General features: G+C 46.1%; 16 protein-coding genes. 2 read left to right on the forward strand and 14 right to left on the reverse strand.

Annotation, left to right across the window (positions count from 1 at the left end):
* Nucleotides 1-76: 76 nt before the first annotated feature.
* The 11 genes from NL647_RS16400 to NL647_RS16450 form a co-directional block, all read right to left on the reverse strand.
* Nucleotides 77-1,462 carry an O-antigen ligase family protein gene (locus NL647_RS16400; RefSeq protein WP_253650406.1) on the reverse strand — a complete coding sequence of 462 codons (1,386 nt, stop codon included), beginning with the start codon at nucleotides 1,460-1,462 and terminating at the stop codon, nucleotides 77-79.
* Nucleotides 1,459-2,880: a lipopolysaccharide biosynthesis protein gene (locus NL647_RS16405; RefSeq protein WP_253650407.1), complete on the reverse strand. Its 1,422-nt coding sequence runs from the start codon at nucleotides 2,878-2,880 to the stop codon at nucleotides 1,459-1,461. The genes NL647_RS16400 and NL647_RS16405 overlap by 4 nt, the downstream gene beginning before the upstream one ends.
* On the reverse strand, nucleotides 2,873-4,045 hold the full coding sequence (locus NL647_RS16410) for a glycosyltransferase family 4 protein (RefSeq protein ID WP_253650408.1): 1,173 nt from the start codon (nucleotides 4,043-4,045) through the stop codon (nucleotides 2,873-2,875). Before NL647_RS16410 ends, NL647_RS16405 begins: the two co-directional genes overlap by 8 nt.
* A 10-nt stretch (nucleotides 4,046-4,055) precedes the next feature.
* Nucleotides 4,056-5,240 carry a glycosyltransferase gene (locus NL647_RS16415; RefSeq protein ID WP_253650409.1) on the reverse strand — a complete coding sequence of 395 codons (1,185 nt, stop codon included), beginning with the start codon at nucleotides 5,238-5,240 and terminating at the stop codon, nucleotides 4,056-4,058.
* A 152-nt stretch (nucleotides 5,241-5,392) separates the two neighbouring features.
* Nucleotides 5,393-6,469, reverse strand: a complete 1,077-nt coding sequence (locus tag NL647_RS16420) for a glycosyltransferase family 4 protein (RefSeq protein ID WP_253650410.1) — start codon at nucleotides 6,467-6,469, stop codon at nucleotides 5,393-5,395.
* The gene (locus NL647_RS16425) at nucleotides 6,444-8,003 is read right to left on the reverse strand and encodes a sigma-54 dependent transcriptional regulator (RefSeq protein ID WP_253650411.1); all 1,560 of its coding nucleotides are present in this window, start codon (nucleotides 8,001-8,003) and stop codon (nucleotides 6,444-6,446) included. The genes NL647_RS16420 and NL647_RS16425 overlap by 26 nt, the downstream gene beginning before the upstream one ends.
* 213 nt (nucleotides 8,004-8,216) lie before the next feature.
* On the reverse strand, nucleotides 8,217-8,600 hold the full coding sequence (locus NL647_RS16430) for an Hpt domain-containing protein (RefSeq protein ID WP_009697758.1): 384 nt from the start codon (nucleotides 8,598-8,600) through the stop codon (nucleotides 8,217-8,219).
* 12 nt (nucleotides 8,601-8,612) lie between these two features.
* Nucleotides 8,613-9,302, reverse strand: a complete 690-nt coding sequence (locus NL647_RS16435; RefSeq protein ID WP_017817416.1) for an AAA family ATPase — start codon at nucleotides 9,300-9,302, stop codon at nucleotides 8,613-8,615.
* Nucleotides 9,302-11,401, reverse strand: a complete 2,100-nt coding sequence (locus tag NL647_RS16440; protein WP_253650412.1) for an SLBB domain-containing protein — start codon at nucleotides 11,399-11,401, stop codon at nucleotides 9,302-9,304. The genes NL647_RS16435 and NL647_RS16440 overlap by 1 nt, the downstream gene beginning before the upstream one ends.
* A complete protein-coding gene (locus NL647_RS16445; protein WP_005445864.1) occupies nucleotides 11,398-12,246 on the reverse strand; it encodes an OmpA family protein in 849 nt (282 codons plus the stop codon). Before NL647_RS16445 ends, NL647_RS16440 begins: the two co-directional genes overlap by 4 nt.
* 29 nt (nucleotides 12,247-12,275) lie before the next feature.
* Entirely contained in the window at nucleotides 12,276-12,596 is a 321-nt protein-coding gene (locus NL647_RS16450) for an STAS domain-containing protein (protein WP_005445863.1), read from the reverse strand.
* A gap of 316 nt (nucleotides 12,597-12,912) precedes the next feature.
* Between NL647_RS16450 and NL647_RS16455 the strand changes: the two genes are divergently transcribed.
* On the forward strand, nucleotides 12,913-13,755 hold the full coding sequence (locus NL647_RS16455; protein ID WP_253650413.1) for a DNA ligase: 843 nt from the start codon (nucleotides 12,913-12,915) through the stop codon (nucleotides 13,753-13,755).
* A 7-nt stretch (nucleotides 13,756-13,762) separates the two neighbouring features.
* Here NL647_RS16455 and NL647_RS16460 read toward each other — a convergent pair whose 3' ends face one another.
* Nucleotides 13,763-14,779: a DUF3080 domain-containing protein gene (locus NL647_RS16460; protein ID WP_253650414.1), complete on the reverse strand. Its 1,017-nt coding sequence runs from the start codon at nucleotides 14,777-14,779 to the stop codon at nucleotides 13,763-13,765.
* 106 nt (nucleotides 14,780-14,885) lie between these two features.
* Complete coding sequence (locus NL647_RS16465) at nucleotides 14,886-16,256, reverse strand: MATE family efflux transporter (protein ID WP_005445850.1); 1,371 nt, start codon at nucleotides 16,254-16,256, stop codon at nucleotides 14,886-14,888.
* 281 nt (nucleotides 16,257-16,537) lie between these two features.
* Here NL647_RS16465 and NL647_RS16470 point away from each other — a divergent pair, with 281 nt between their 5' ends.
* A complete protein-coding gene (locus tag NL647_RS16470; protein WP_005445847.1) occupies nucleotides 16,538-17,149 on the forward strand; it encodes a riboflavin synthase in 612 nt (203 codons plus the stop codon).
* 114 nt (nucleotides 17,150-17,263) lie between these two features.
* Here NL647_RS16470 and NL647_RS16475 read toward each other — a convergent pair whose 3' ends face one another.
* Complete coding sequence (locus tag NL647_RS16475; RefSeq protein ID WP_005427574.1) at nucleotides 17,264-17,458, reverse strand: CPXCG motif-containing cysteine-rich protein; 195 nt, start codon at nucleotides 17,456-17,458, stop codon at nucleotides 17,264-17,266.
* Nucleotides 17,459-17,533: the final 75 nt, after the last annotated feature.

Below are 17,533 nucleotides of genomic sequence, written 5' to 3' on the forward strand. Positions count from 1 at the left end.
TTGATTCGTTGTTGTTACTCAAAGACGTATCATGATGCGTGCCAAGGGCTAAGTTTCATTAAAACAATAGGTTAGGTTATTTCTTGATTTGAGAGGGTGACGGTTTCTCATTTTGACAATCAGTTTGAACGATGCGATTTATCACTATAGTTAATGCGGCAAGTATGTAAATCGGCCAAGTGAAGCCTTGGGTGAGGAAGGTCCCTGAGACTATGGTGCCAATAAGTCCGCTCAATACGGCGTTTGCACCTACAGAAAGCGTGAAGTGGGACTTTTCAGTCAGAAGTGAAATTGAACTTAATGACGTTTTGACCAGAGAAACAATCAGAGTAATGAAAACCGCTAAACCAACAAAACCGGTTTCAGCCAGTACACCAAACCAAGTACTGTGCACCGCGTGGTTGATGCCATCCCAATGCGGGCTGTAGAAGAAGTAGTTGTAGTAGAAGTTCTCTAAACCAACGCCGGTTATCGGATTGTCGAGTGCCATTTTGAAAGCCGCTTCCCAAGCGTACAAACGTCCCATTGCAGAGGCATCAATACCGGCTTCTGCTGCCCCCCCCGATGCTCGCCCAGAGATCCCAGCTACAGCATAAAGAATCAAAGCCGCGACTAAGCCTAGGAAGACAACCAATGCCTTACTCTTGATGTGTTTGAACGCGAAATACGCGAAAACTGAAAGCGCTCCTAATAGACCACCGCGGCTTTGTGTCTCAAGGATAGACATAAACAGAATGATACAAGTGAGCAGCGCGAACCCTCGCAGCCACATCGACGACCGTTTCTCGACCAATTGGCTCACCGTAAAGGCGAGGGGGAACATCAAAACCAGCGCTAAGTCATTGGGGTCACCTAATACCGAGCCAAACGAACGACCAATCGACACACGCGTTCCTTCGACAATGTCAATGCCGTTGGTGGCGTTATAAAGAGCAACGAGTCCGACCAACAACCCAGCAACGATAATTGCTTTTGACATTTGTGCGAGCTGTTTGGGTGTGGTGATAAGCCAAGTGATCGCCAGTGTCATCACAATGATCTTCCAATACGTATTATTAAACACGGTAATCGCGATGTCGCGCGCAGAGGCGAACACAATACCGATGATGACTAACGCCCAAAAGATGAACAGCCACTTTAAAGAAGGGTGCCAGAAAACCGATAGCTGACGACTGATTAATAAATGAAAAGATAACGCGCCAAGTGCGCCTAAAGACAACAACAATGGGATTTTGAAGTTGTAGATAACGGGAAACGCTTCGTGTATTCGAAAGAAAGAGAAGATGACGAACAGAGTCACCAGCCAAAAGGTTTGGTCGAGGACAAACAAGATGGCAAGCGGAGCAAAACAAATTGCGACAATTAAAATTGGATGCGGCATCACTAACCACGCTAAAGCGATGACCACAGTAACGGTTGTCGCAGCGATGATTTGGGTTGGTCTCACATCCGTGGCATTCATAACGTCACTCTTTTCGCTTCCGTTCTTAACCTCATCATAAGGTTATTGCGTGTTTCCTTAGACATGTATCGGAAGGCGATGCTAGCAAACAGTGTGCATGTCAGAATACAAATCACAATCGCACTTCCGATGGATTGAGTAGAGTAAAGCAGGAACAGTGCCACTCCTGAGATGATTTGTAATGCGACCATCAAACTTAGGTGGAAAGGAAGGTACATGCACTGTTGTCCAATCACGAACGTCATCACCAGTTTGGTGAGTTGGGCATAGTAAAGCGCGATGAATACGCCATAGATACCAAGGGAAGAAAGCGCAAACAGAAGAGCAATTGCAACACCAGCGGCAACGACGTTAATTCCTAATAACCAACGAGTGCGACGTTTGTAAAGAATCGCGATGTTCAGCAGTTCACTCCATTCTTTTATCATGGCGATTGGTAGAAAGAATAATGTGTAAAGCGCAGCTTCTTGGTATGTTTCTGGTAAAAACTGGCTGATCATAATGAAGGCAAGAGTTGCGACCAACACCGTGAGTGCCGCAATATAAATCATACCGAAGTGAGAAATCCGAACGGCTTCATTACCACGATTACGCTCCAGATACGCGAAGCGACGTGGCATCCACCACATACCGAATGGCTGAACCAAAATACACATGCCAATGGCAAATTTAACCGCAATTGCGTACACCCCAAGTGTTGCCAGTGAAGCATTAGCGCCGATGAACCAACGCTCAGCACCGTTCAAGCAAAACGCAACTAGCGCAGACATCATGACAGGGATACAGTAATGCAGGTGTTGTTTCGCGAGCGCTATGTCAGGCATGACGACTTTGTATTTATTGATAATGTGTAACCAGGTAAATTGGATTACGGCAGCAAGCAGACCACCAAGCAAGACAGAAATGACGTGTGGGTGAATCAATAAAGCGGCAACAATGAACACCACTTGAAGAACGGTGGCAGTCACCATCACGCTGAGAAGAGTTTTTGCTTTATCATCTTGCATGCGCAGCCAAGCAGTGCCGATACCAATCGCGCCTTCCAAGATAATTGCGAACATTAGCACGATAAATTCAAGCTGAGAAAATGGGCTAGGAATCGGGGCAGCTAAAATCGCAACCAGTAGAACCAAGCCAATCGTCGCCGCAATCCAAACGGAAAGCGAGTAGATCTGGTTGAGCATGGTCACTTTCTTCTTGCTGTCTTTCTCCACGCCGACAAAGCGGTATAGCGCTTCGTGCATTGCCATGCTCGCCAGTAGCGCAGTAACGACACCAAAAGAGGTCAGTAACTCGAGTTTGCCCATTTGTTCTGGCGAGAGAAACTGAGGAAGCACTGGCAGCATAATTAAGCTGATGCTTTTGTTGATCACCAACGCAATGGCGAACAACGACATGTTGGTCATGGCTTTAGACATGGTCATATCCTTTGACGTTGTCACGCTTCTTTGCGCTGTCTTGAGCTTTATTAGTCGGGTCAGTACAAAGCTGTTGGGTAATAGAGAAGTAACAACGTTCTGCGGTGTATAAACTCGCAACGTTCAGTGCCTCCATCCCCATGGTGACTTTTAGCCAAGGCGCTTCGTTTAAAAGTCGAATGGCATTGTGAAGAGATGCGGCGTCTTTCGGTGTGTATTTAATGCAGTTCTTTCCATGGGTTAACACTCGATCCCAATAGCTGTCGTCATGTGGAATCACGACACACATACCAGCGGCTAACGCCTCTAAAATTGATAACCCAAACGGTTCGTTGTTACTGGTAGAAACAAACACACCACACTGTGCGCGAAGTTCATCCAGGTTCTCTGGTGACTCATGCCATGAAATGTTTGATTGATTGAAATCTGGCTCAGAGCACTCGACGCCTTCGATGTTGGGTTTGATGTAGCAAATGGTTGCATTTAGGTGGCATGAGTCGTCCAGTTTCATCGCATCGAGCAATAAATCCACATTTTTCCATTTCAAGAGGCTGGCAGCCCAGAACACTCGATTGGAAATTGGGTTCGCTTGCTTTGGTGCGCGTTCTGAAGACAAGCCGTTCACAAACGAAGAGGTGTTTAAGGTTGTCCAAAAGCGTTCTACTGCCGGTTTTGGCATTTTTAAATAGGCAGCAAGCGCATCAATCATGGAGGCACGAGTGTTCGATAAATAATGAATCGCAGCCGCTTTTACTAAGCAGTAGCCAGATGAGCGAGACACGCCCACAGGGCCATGCACCATTTGTACGATAGGTTTGCGATTGAATAGACGAAGCAAGTACATGGGCATGTCGTTGTTTGGTGAAGACAAGCCCATAAACCAATCGAGTTTCGGTAGTTTGAGCGTCACCAGAATCAGTTGAACTAGATAAAAGCAGTTCATCAGCCAATAAGCGATACCATGATGAGACGTGATTGGAGAGCGCTTGATTTTCAATACCTGTACGCGAGGATTTGAGCTGAGTGTTGAAATCCAATGTTCTGGATTTGTCGTTGCGATATAGCTAATCACGTCACGTTGGTCACACTGTTTAATCAACTCAGCGTTGGCAATTTTCGAACCGCCTTGCATTGGGATAGCGTCAAACATCAATACACGTTTCATGGTCAGCCCCTTAGTTGATGTTTAACCAGCGCGAAATGGGTTTCATGCAGTGGGTGACGGGCATTGGTGTTGGTTCTCTCTGCAAGAGCTCATTGCGGTAAATATCTTCAATCGCTTTGACTGAGGCAGAAACCGTCAGATGCTGATTCGCGTGTTGATGCGCATTCTCCGCTAACTTATTGCGTAGTGGCGCATCTTGAATCATCTGCTGAATTGCATTTAACAGACTCGCCATACCGTGATTGGCGAACAATAAGGCACTGTGGTTGTGCTCAAACAATTCCGGGATGCCACCTGTTTTTGGTGCGATGATTGGTAGCTTTGCTAGTGCCGCCTCACCAAGAACAAGACCAAACGCCTCTTCGTAAGCGCCACTGATGAAGGCATCTACGTTACCTTTCATCCAGTCTCCGGCGTTATGTTGTTCACCAACAAAATGCACACGATCCTCCACACCCAAATCTATGGCTAACTGCTTCAACGCGACACGATCTTCACCATCACCAACAATCACCAAATGTGGATTATGTTGATGGTAGTTGTGCATACGCATAGCCTGGATTAAGCGGTCAAAGCCTTTGCGTTTAATGAGAGATCCAACCGAAATAAAGGTGAACGCTTGCTGGGGAATACCCAGACGATCTTTAACATTGATGGGGGCATCGTGACTCTCCAATGACACACCGTTATGAACGACATGAAGGTGTTCTTCTGGGTAACCATCTTTGAGAATCTCGTGACCCACGTCTTTACTCACGCAAATCAATTTTGGAGAAAGGTGCAGACCCAATGAGAAGCGGTCACGCAAAGTGTAGTGGCAGTGTAGTTGCGTCACCAAAGGGATGTGGTTCATACGAGCGGCTAGGCACATCCATTGGCACGGACCACCACTGTTTACATGGACAAGGTCAATGTTGTGCTTTTCGATCAATGCCGTGCCTTGTTTGATCAAATCGTTCCAACCGCTGATGTCCCAGCGAGGCGTGTTCCAACCTCCAACAAGGCTGAAGTTTGAATGTTCCGCTTTGATGCCTAGAGATTGGCATTTCTCAATCAAAGGTTCGCAGTTTGACCAAACAATCGGTTGGTACTGGTCGTGGTCAATGTTTGTGATGAGGTCAAGCAATACGACTTCGCTACCGCGAATCCAGTTATCACCATAATGAACGTAAAGAATGCGTTTTGGAGTAGTCATCGTCGTTACCTCGGTTAGCCAATCTGTTTGAATTAGCTATTGCAACCGAGATGCCAAAATATGCCATTAGTTTAACTATTTGTTTTTGAATGGAAAGTGATACATAGGTGAAAACTTAGCGCGAAACTTCTCAATTTGAGAATGGATATGCATCAAGTATGATTCTCAATTTGGTAGCGTTCAATCAGAATAGGAATGATGTTGCGGGAGGAATAGTGATTTTTGATGGTCTCAATCGCTTTGTGACGCATTGGGTATTGTTCGCTATGGCTCATTCCCAACCAGTGATTAAGTTTGTCGGTTAGTGCGGGAATATCATAAGCGAGGAAGCCATTTTGACCATCTTCGATGAGGTCAGGAAGGCGACCAACGTCAAGACTGATCACAACGATACCTCGGGCCATCGCTTCTAACGCCGCCATTGGCAAGCCCTCATAGCGCGATGAAATGACGAGAACGCTGATATTGCGCCAAACGGCATCCATGTCACTCTGATGACCGTGAAATATCACGTTGGTAGGTGCGCTTTCTACGAGTCTCGGTTTTTCTGGTCCGTCACCATAAATAGAGAACTCGTTATCAGGAATTAGGCGGGCAATATCTATGAAACGGTCTGCGCCTTTCTCATAGCTTAGACGACCAACAAATGCGATTTCTTTGTAGCGACAATGCTGTTCGGGAATCGTGACAAAGTTATTGAGCAATTCTGATTGAGTGGGGAGCTTGTCTTGAATAGCCTGACTCACCGCAAAGCTATGATCAGAGAGTCGTGCGGAATATCGGTCCAGCCAGTCATACACCCAAACTTTGCCCGTTGGTGTTTCACCGGCGTGGTAGGTGGAAATTAAACGGGGAAAAGTGCGAGTGAATAGCTTTGCGCTTCTAGCTAACAGTGCAGCTTTGTATCCATGGGTGTGAATAACGCTGGGTTGATGCTCAGCCACCGCGCCAGTGATTTGTTTGACTGGAATGGTTTTTGACCGTTCTGACTTTGGGCACAGGTGCCATAAATAGCTCACAGGGATTTGAGCTTGGTTTAATTTGTCGATAAGTGGTGCTGGTGGATCGTATTCCACCACCAACACAACTCGTACGTTAACATGAAAGGACTGCAACCCAGTGGCGAGTTCGACTACATGGCTTTCAATACCACCATAAATGCGGCTATCTAGCAGTGTCCAAACTTCGCCGATAACTGGGATCTCAAGATTGTTCGAGATTAGCTTCATCCGCTTCCCACGCTTGTTTTTTGCGATACACAGTGGAAGGGCTAAGCTCCAACATCACCGCCGCGTTAAGCACGTTACCATCACAATACGCAATGGCGTTTTGAATCGCCTCTCGCTCAACTTTCCACATTGGACGAATGGTGCCATCGGAATTGAAGTAAGGTGATGACACTTGCGCCGCAGGGCTTGCTGGAGGCGCTTCGTTCGTAACCATAGTTGAGGAGAACTCTGGTTGCACGGATGTTTCTACAGGCGCACTTTCTAATGGTTGTGCTTGCATTGGCGTTGCAGCGGTGACTGGATTTACGTTGGCTACTTGAGCACTTTCAACATGAGGTGGGGTGACAGTGCGAGTTTTTGACGGTTTGCGAGTCAGTTGAGCGGGTAGGTGTGCGAGCGTCACTTTGTCATCGTCATTCAACACGACAATGTTGCGAATGATGTTTTGCAGTTGGCGCACGTTGCCTGGCCAGTCGTAGTGCTTAATCACATGTTGGGCTTCGCTATCGATATTGCGGAACTTCTTCTTATCCTGCTTCGCGTATGTGGTTAAGAAATGCTTAGCTAGCGTGACAATGTCACTACCACGTTCACGAAGTGGGGGCATATCGATGGGGACAACGTGCACACGATAATATAAGTCTTCACGGAAACGACCTTCTTCCACTTCGGTTAATGGGTCTCGGTTGGTTGCGCAGATAATACGTACATCCACTTTCATTTCTCTAGTCGCACCAAGTGGTGTGTAGGTTCCGGTTTGTAGAAAACGCAGTAACTTTTTCTGCATTTCTAATTCCATCTCGCACAATTCGTCGAGGAACAGGGTACCGCCATGAGCAAGCGTTGCGGCACCTTTACGGTCTGTGGTTGCACCGGTAAATGCCCCTTTGACATGACCGAAGATTTCACTTTCCATTAGATCTCGGGGAATGGCACCGCAGTTGATGGCGATAAAGGGTTTGTCTCTGCGATCGCTCTGCTGATGAATAGCTTCAGCACACACTTCTTTACCTGTACCACTCTCACCGACGATGAATACGCTAGCAGAGGTAGGAGCCACGGCGTCAATGGTTTTGTATACCGCTTGCATTGGAAGGCTAGAGCCAATGAAACCATGGTAGTTGTGACGATCGAAGGTTGATTGAATGTTCTCGACGAGATTTTCTAACTTCGCGCGTTTTAAATGTAAAGCAACGGAAGTTTTTAGGCGGTCTGCGTTGATGGGCTTCTCTAGAAAGTCTTCAGCACCTTTTTGGATGAGATTGACGGCAAGGTTAACACTGCCGTGTGCGGTTGCAATGATAACGGAGGTCGGGATCTCGTTTTCATTGATCCAATCCAATACGTCTTCGCCTGACATGTCAGGAAGCTTTAGATCGAGAATAATGAGCTGTGGTTTGCTGCGCTCAATAAATTGAATCGCCTCACGCCCCGTTTCTACATGGAAGATATCGTAAGGCTCATCCTTGACATACTGCTTATAAAGTATGGCTAGTGAAGTAGAGTCTTCTACCAGTAACACCCTTGGTCTCATAATCCTTTCCCAACTTTCTTCAATTCGTTGTTTTAATGCGTTAAGTCGGCTTGAGGTTCATGCAGTAATGATGAATTTGTTTTTCTTACCTCAAGCTGATGGCTTCTTTTCGATTCTCATTTTGAGAATCTTTATATTTAAGTATTAGCATATGCAGTGAGGATTGCAGAAAGTTCTATATTTTTTAGTCAATTAAATTACTTATTTTTACTTTCAGTCTTCGAAACCTTGTTCTTTTCTTTGGGTTAGCGCAATAAAAGATTGCTCTGCAAGCGCAGGTAATGACTGGCAAAGTTCAAATGCGCGTTTTATGTCGCCTTCGACACAGTGTTTTTCGATGGTACGAGCGTGACGCGATAGAGTCCGGTTTCCGAGGGCGAGTGCTGAGCTACCAAGCGTGTGGACTTCAAACTCCATAATTTCTTTGTCTTGCTCATTAAGCGCTTGCTGGATTTTTTCGACCCGCTCGCGTGATTCCTCAATGTAGTGATCGATTAACGTGGGCATGATTTCCGCACAGGTATCTTTGATCATTTGTTGAAGAATTAATTCGTCGACTAACTCTTGCTCCAACGTGGTGTCAGTTTGAGTATTCATGGTGCGCGCTCCCTATAGAGTAAATAATTCGCTGTTCTTTATTTGTTGAGATATTTTCGCTTTCAGCTTCTCTGGCAAAAAGCGCAGTTTCTTCACCTGACGAATCAGTTCGTCCTTTAAACCCGCGTTGTGCTTCATGTTGAGAACCGCACCTAAAAGGTTGGCATTACTTGCTTCTAACAGTGCTTTAGCTTGGTCTATTTGGCTTGTCGTTGTGGAGCCGTAACTGGCAACCAATACGCAAGTATCACAGACTCCTGCCACCACTTGAGCTGGGATATTACTGCGGTTCATACTCAATAGTGGTGAGGTATCTATGACCACTCGGTCGTATTGCTCAAGCCAAGCCTCTATTGCTTTTGTCAGCATGGCTGGGTCTCGGTAGGTGAGTTGCGTGCTTGCCATAGAAGGTACAGGCAGACCAACAAGTGTTTGATGGTCTTCTTCACGAGCGATAAGTTGTCCGACACCCTCGGTCTCTTCATCAAATGCGTGCACAGTACGATAGGCTGGCTTAAACAGATTTAAATCGACATAAAGTGTTTTATGACCCGCTAAAATCAAACGTTCTGCCAGTGCAGATGCGACCGACGTTACCCCGTCTTCAGATTGGCATGCAACCACACCGATAGATTTGTAGCCCTTGAGTTCACTTTGAAGGTAGATTTGCTCAATCTCAGCATGTGTTGCAGGAATTGTCATTACAGCGCTCCTATTAACACTATGGTGGTGGTGATTTGTAGCAAGTCACGCAAGCCAGCACGGGCTTTTTCAGCAAAGCTTTCGTCTTTATGCGGAACGTAAATCGTGTCACCCGCACGAATTACAGGCAGGTTGTAAATATTGGCGGTTTTGCTGAATTCAACCAAGTTAAACACGCGTGCCTGACCTTGGCAGCAAGACATGTTCACCACACTGATCTTCTCAACGTAAGCGCTGTCACTTGGTCCACCAGCTTCAGCAAGCAGATCGAGAATGGTCATGTTGTCATTGAAGACATAACGACCTGGTGCGTGTACTTCACCCAGTACGCGAACTGTGGACTCTTTAGAGCGATCTAGCCAGTTCTTGTCTTTTTCTGGAATGTAGATGGTATCGCCGGGGCGCACATCTGGCAGAATCGACTCATCACCAGTTTCAAAGTAAAGCGACAGGTTGAGTTTGCTTACTTTGGCATAACCCAAACCACGATGTGTCACTCGGATGTTGTGAATATCGGCGTCTTTGGTTGGACCATCTGCCGCAGAAAGAATATCTAAGAAATGCATTTCAGTCGTAAAGCGGTAACGACCCGGTGCGTTGATCTGACCGAACACGTAAATCGATGCGTCAGAGCTTTGGCTGACCCATTGTGATTTGTTGTCTGATGGATCGTCTGGTAGCGCATGAACACGAACCACTGTGCCCGCTGATACACTTGGTAGCTTAGAATGTGGCGAGCCTTGTAGAATGTATTTATCCAAATCAAACTTGGTCACTTTACCGTTGTTAGAGATTTCAATCTTACTGGTGTCCGCACGGCGAGTCGGGCCGCCTACATGAGCAATCAAATCGATCAAGTCCATTTCGTCTGACCATTCGATACGACCCGGGCGAACGACTTCACCCATTACAGCGACCGCACGACTTGGTGCAACCTTTAACCATGACTTTTCGTTCATGTCGGTTTTTTCAGGGACGAAGATAGCGTCACCCGGTCCAACTGCGGGCACTCTCTGATTCGACAACCCTTCGGTATGAGCTGTTAAATCGAAATTGATTACGCCGCCATCGGCTTTGATGACGCGGATTTGGCGAGATTCAGCAAAACGCGTTGGACCACCTGCGTTAGCAAGGATGTCCATGAAACTCGCGCCTTTTTTGCCTTCGTAGGCACCAGGATGAGCTACTTCACCCATTACATAAACCACGTTCGCACCGGCTTTGATCTCTTCTTCCTGTTTTGGCACAAAGATGGTTGCTCCCGGTAGGATCTCCGGCAACAAGCTTTGGTCACCTGTATCTAGGTAGCGCTTAAGGTTAAACATAATAGGCGTGTTGTTGGTGATAACACGGATTTGCTCAACACTGGCATAACGAGTCACGCCGCCGGCGCGCATGACCACATCAACAAGGGTCGTGTTAGGTTTGTAGGTAAATGAGCCCGGTGCGTTTACTTCACCGAAGACTTTAATCGCACGAGCAGAATCAGCGCTGTCACCTGAGTTTGCCAGTTTCGCAGCATCGAATTCTTGTTCGATATTACCAACCAAAGGTGAGGCAGGGACGAAGAGCACGTCTAATGATTCTAGGGCTGGTAGTTTTGAATCGTCCCCCGTGTCGAGAAAGCGTTTGTAGTCGAACTCAATGCTCTTGTTACCACGTTTTACGATGATTTTATCCAGTTGAGCACCGGCACGTAGACCGCCAGCTTCATAGAGGAACATCTGAATATTTGAGCCCGATGGAAGCGTGTATTCGCCCGGCTTAACCACGTAGCCTTGTACTGAAATCAGAAGCTGTTGCTGTTTGATGAACACGCGTGCGTTGCTCACATCGCGGAATACAGTTTTAAGGTTGTCGGTGATGACATTCTGAAGTTGAGTCTCGTTGTAACCCGCAACAAAAACGGGACCGATTTCTGGCAGATTAATGCGGCCACGTTTATCTACTTGAAAGCCTTTGTTCAGCGATGCTTCGCCTGGAAGGTTAATTTGCACCAAGTCACCGACTTTAACCACATCATCTTCCGCTGCCCACGTTGTATTAAAGGTGATCAAACACAACATTAGTAGGGTGGTGATGGCTTTGAGGATTCTCATAGTGTGCCTCCCATCTCTGCGCTTGTGTCAGATTTAGCGTTTAGAACTTCAATACTCACGCGACGATTCGTCAAACGAACTGCAGGAGTTTGTCCTTCGTAAAGGGGGAGTGTTTCTCCTACAGATTTGGTTTGCACACGATCTGAGGTGATTCCGAAGACGTTGAGGTAGCGTTTCACTTGCTCTGCTCGGGCTTGTGCCAACTTTTGGTTGTATTCTGGTGTGCCTGTTGCGTCTGCGTGTCCGGTTACAACCAATGACAAAGAAGGGTGATCGCGGAGAATATACGCCGCTTCAGCAAGATGCCCCATGTATTTAGGGTTGATTTCCGCTGAGTCTACAGCAAATTGATTGTCTACGTTCAGTAAGTCATAGATGTCAGCAACGATATTGAGATCACTACGTAGCGCTTCGATATCTTGTGGCGGTTTACACGTGGTTTGTGACAGAACGTAATCGAGTTGTTGCTCAAGCTGATTTAGGCGACGGCGTTGAATTACGATGTCATTGGCGGCATCAAGAAGCAATCCTCCTTCCAATTCACGTGCGATGCGGTTTTGTTTTTCAAGCGCCTGTACCACGGCCGCAGGAAAACACCAGCGCGCACCTTCCTGAATTAACGCGTCCAAATGCAGCTTGGTTAGTTGCCAATCAAAACGTAAACCGTGCTCAGGTCCAAGAGGCTCGTCTGGCATTACTGGTGAAAACTGATAATTCTCGATAGAAATATCTTGGTAGCTTTCCGCCATGCCACCCTGACCGTGATCGGGGTAGTTGAACGTCGAGCAACCAAACATGCCGACAACGAGACCGCACAACACGCTTTGTCGTATAAGTTTCACCATGCCAACCTCCGTATTAACCGGTATTTTTATTAATGACCTTTAGAATTGACCGGGATAGCGTGATTGATACGCAACAGGCTCATGATTTCTAATGGTTGTCCCGATACATTTTCAATACACATACTGCGTTCACGTTCAACTAGGCGCTTATATAAATAAACAATGGCACCAATCCCTGAAGAATCAAGAAATTGGACGTGTTGCAGGTTGATTTCCACTTCCTTGTGATCGTCACTGTGGATCACTTCATCTATTTGGTGCTGGGCTTGACGACAACCTTTGGCGTCGAGGTCACCGAAAAACTCAACCATCAATGTATTGGGTGCAGTTTCTTGTTTGCGCAGTTCCATGTTCCATTCTCCGTTCTCATTATGTCCTGATTTGAATAGAGCAGAGAATGTGCCAATAAAAAATATCAATATAAACAGTTGGTTAATCGAGGTACTGAGACGCTCTTATTTTGAGAATGGCTTTCTTCTCATTTTGAGAGTCAAAAAAGACAAAGGCGGCAAGCATTTGAAAGTGCCAAATCTGTCTGATCTTTATGTGTTAGATTGCACTTAATTGCTTATTGGTGTTGTTCTTGATCGTAGATTGGTAAATGTAAGTTGGGTATTTGAGCTTAGTACGGTTCAATAGAGATGCTTTTTTGTACAAGGTTCCCACATGCCATTAAGAATGACATTGATTGCCCTCGCTGTAATTGCTTCCGCCCAGCCTCATGCTGATCCAAATTTACAACCACCTGTTTCACTCGCTGATTCCTACCAAGATGGAATTGATGTTTCCCAATATTGGTATAGTGAAAAGCTCGATGGCATTCGTGCTTACTGGACGGGACAACATTTAGTGACACGAAATGGAAATCGTATTTACGCACCTGATTGGTTTATTCGCGTCTTGCCTGATTATCCCTTAGATGGGGAGTTATGGGCCGGGCGGGGCAACTTCCACCTTGTTCAACAAACCGTGTTAGATAAAACCCCAATTGAAAGTGCATGGCAACGTATCGACTTTATGTTGTTTGATATGCCTTATTCGGCGGGTGACTACAGGAAGCGTTACTACAACATTCAAGATTTGGTATTTGCCATCGACGCACCTCATATTAAGTATGTTGAGCATCGTGCGATTCAAGATGAGAAACATTTGTTCGAACAACTTGACCAAATTTCGCAATCTGATGGTGAAGGTGTGATGTTGAGAAAGGTATCAAGCCGTTATCAGGCGGGAAGAGGCAGTGATTTACTCAAGCTTAAACGCTTTGAGGATGCTGAAGCGACGGTCATCGGTTATAAGCCAGGAACAGGGCGATTGTTAGGGATGATGGGGGCAGTACTGGTAAGGTTAGCTGACGGCACAGAGTTTTACATTGGCAGCGGTTTTACTGATGGCGTGAGGAAATCCCCGCCAAGAATTGGGGCAACGATTACTTTCCGATACAACGGTTATACGCATAACGGTAAGCCAAGATTCGCGCGATTCTTAAGAGAGCGAGTGCCTCATTGATGATGCTCTATTGGCTTCCAACTTGAACACCACATCTTTTGAACAAACTTTTCCAGAATTGCACGTGATCCATGGTCTGAAGTCTGAACTGCTCATGTGCATTTTCAATTCCGTAACTCGCACCGTGCGCCGCCATTCTCTGTTCGACTAAGTTGATTCCACCATCAAGTTGCTGATAGGTACTATCGACAAACGCCATGTATGGTTGAACTTCGGCGATATAAATGGACTGAAAGACGTTCCTCAAGTAACGAAATTGCGTGGTATCACGATTCGCACCGCAAATTATTTTGTCTTGGTTTGCTTTAAGCATTTGCGTGGTTTGTTCTAGCCACTGGGTCGCATCAATGAGTGTGTAATAGAGTCGACCAACAAGGCGTGTTTTTTCAATCTCTTCTTGATAATTCACTATGGTTACGTCGGGTAAGCGCGAAAGGGTTCGATAAGGTGTTTGATACATCTCGTCCAGCGCAAGGAAAGCGTCTCGCACATGGGCAACTTGGTCTTTACTGTCCAACGGCAACCATTCAGAGCCCGTAAGTTGTTTGCGCATCGCATCGCTGGTAAGCAGCATATTGTCGAGGTGTATTGTTAGATGATGCCATTTCTGATCGTACAAGCCGTTAAGCTTTGCACTTTCTTCATCACTTAGAGGGTAATCACTCAAACAGCCATTCAACGTTCTAAGCAAACTCGTTTGGTAATCGAAGTCATAAAAAGCATCTTGGACCTTACCCAGTTGCGAGTTCTTTTCTGCGAGCAAGTTAAACAGACCACATTGGCGTAATTGGTAGCTTTCTAGCAAACCAAGTGATAGGCGGGGGAGCTCTTGGAATAGCTCTCTTTTATCAGGAATGGTAACGGCAGGAGAGGCTTCTAGTTGAGATTCTGATACATCTAACACATTCGCCAGGCGTTGATTGTATTTTTCGAATACAGCTTTCTCTGGGTAAAACCATTTATTACACCCACCGAGTAAGGTTGTCGTTAGCAAAAGCGCCGTAGCAACAAGTGAACTTCTCACAGCATTTCCTTTTTAATCACTCAGATAAGTATACTTTGTGACACGCGGGAGAGATCAAAAAAGCCAGCGAGTGCTGGCTTTAATATTTGGGGCGTTGAAGTCCGAATTATTGCTGAGAGAAGTTCAGTTGTACTTCTGGATCTTGGCGGTGCATCCAGCGTAGACGAATACCCAATAGGAACGCTGCTGAAGAAAGACCAATGATAAAGCCTAACCAGAAGCCTTGAGCGCCCATTGGTTCCACAATCCAATCTGTACGTCCGAGCACATAGCCGATTGGCAAACCAAGCAACCAGTATGCGATAAAGGTACGATTGAAGATAGCACGCATGTCTTTGTAGCCGCGCAGAGCACCGGCCGCTATCACTTGCACCGCATCTGTACATTGGTAGATTGCTGCAAACAGCAATAGCACCATCGCCAATTCAATTACCTCTGGGTTATTGGTGTAAAGCAGGGCAATTTGTTCACGGAAGATGACAGTTAGAATCGCTGTCATCATCGCAAGCGCAAGACCCACCATGACACCTACGCGAGAGGCAACACGAGCACCATCGACGTTTTCTTCACCCAAACGGTGACCAACGCGAATACTTACTGCAGCACCCACGCTCATTGGCAACATAAATACCAGCGAAGAGAAGTTAATTGCGACTTGGTGCGCGGCAACAATGATCGAACCTAGTGGCGAGACTAAAAGCGCAACCACAGCAAACAGGGTAACTTCAAAGAATAACGCCGCAGCAACTGGAAAACCCAGTTTGAACAAGCGAATCTGTGCTTTTAGTTGAGGCTTATGGAACTCACCAAACAGGTTGATGCTTTTTAGTCGAGCAGACGTCGTCACATATAGAAGCAGTAAGCCAAACATAACCCAGTACACAATTGCCGTAGCAACACCACAGCCCACGCCGCCTAGTGCCGGCGCTCCGAATTTACCGTAAACGAAAATCCAGTTCAGTGGGATATTCAGCATCAAGCCAATAAAACCAATCACCATCGCTGGCTTGGTCAGAGACATACCGTCAGTAAAGCTACGCAAGGTTTGGAACAACAAGAATGCAGGTACAGCGAAGATCACGGCATGAATGTAACCCACCGTCTTTTCTGTCATAGCGGCTTCAACGTCCATAAACCCAAGAATGAACTGCGTTTGGAATAGTACGCCGATAATAGGAATACTGATAAGCAACGCAAGGACAATGCCTTGTTGGATCTCAAATGGGATTTTAACGCGTCGACCAGAGCCGTTCAGCTGAGCGACTACTGGTACAAGCGCCATTAATAAGCCCACACCAAACAGAATTGATGGAAGCCAAATACTTGCTGCCACAGATACCGCCGCCATGTCGGTCGCGCTGACGCCACCAGCCATTACGGTATCCACAAAGCCCATGCCTGTTTGCGCGACAGAAGCGATCAACACAGGGGTTGCTAATTTGATAAGACTCGATGCTTCTTCTTTATAGCGATGCACGAAATACTCCAGAGCGGAACAATATGTTGTAAAAGAAATTATTTGAAAAGATAGAGAGCGCTTGAGGACAAAAGACGTGATGAACTGATCTGATGGTTGATTTTAGTCACTATAAGGTGAAAAAATGCCTCGAAGGAACTCCGCGCAGATGATAAACAATTGTATGCTCAGATACCATACCCACAAGATGTGGATTTTTGGTTAATTGATAGACGATTATAAAAATCATCTGCGGACGTTTGTCTTGGCTATCAGTCGCTTCTAAAAAATAGGTAAAAAGTATGTTTACAGGAATCGTTCAGGGTACGGCTAAAGTCGTTCATATCGACAAGAAAGATCGTTTTCAAACTCACGTTGTTGAACTTGAAGGCGCGCTAAGTGAAGGTCTTGAAATTGGTGCCTCTGTTGCGCACAACGGTTGTTGCCTTACAGTAACGAAAATTGAAGGATCGCAAATCAGCTTTGACCTAATGCAAGCGACGCTAGCGCTGACCAACCTTGGCGAATTGACAGCAGGCGATAGTGTAAATATTGAGCGCGCTGCTAAGTTTGGTGATGAGATCGGCGGTCATAGCATGTCAGGGCACATTAGCTTAATGGCAGAAATCGCTGAAGTGATTGATACACCAAACAACCGCACGATTTGGTTTACGCTACCACAGGAATCAATGAAATACGTACTTGCGAAAGGGTACATTGGTTTAGACGGATGTTCGCTCACGATTGGTGAAGTCGAAGATAATCGTTTCTCCGTTCATTTAATTCCAGAAACGTTAGAGAGAACCCTATTCGGGCGTCGCCAAGTCGGTGAAAAGATCAACGTAGAATTTGACCCACAAACACAAGCGATTGTTGATACGGTCGAGCGTGTATTAGCAGCGAAGCAGCTTTAAGTCTGTAAGAAATAGCGAGCTTGGTTTATCGAGGTAGTCAAAATAAACGGACATAAATAACAAAGGAGCACTTGCGGCTCCTTTTCATATTTCGATTGGGGGGGATTTGCGTAATTACTCGTAATTGTCGTCGATGAACAATTCAACTTTCTGCTGCAATTCATCAACTTTCATGTTGAGGTGAATGGCATGACAACAAGCCGGACAGTCATCATAGAACTCTTGGTTACCGTTACTTGCATCGAGGGTGATGCCGATTGAGTGCCCACAATGGGGACATTTCACATGTCTTTCAGTGTAATTTTGCATACATAAACTCCTAGTATTGCAGGGCTTTTAATACTTTGTTGTTTAGAAAATACAGCCCTTAGTTACTCGCTTGCC

It is taken from the genome of Vibrio sp. Y29_XK_CS5 (assembly GCF_024181835.1).
GTDB lineage: Bacteria > Pseudomonadota > Gammaproteobacteria > Enterobacterales > Vibrionaceae > Vibrio > Vibrio harveyi.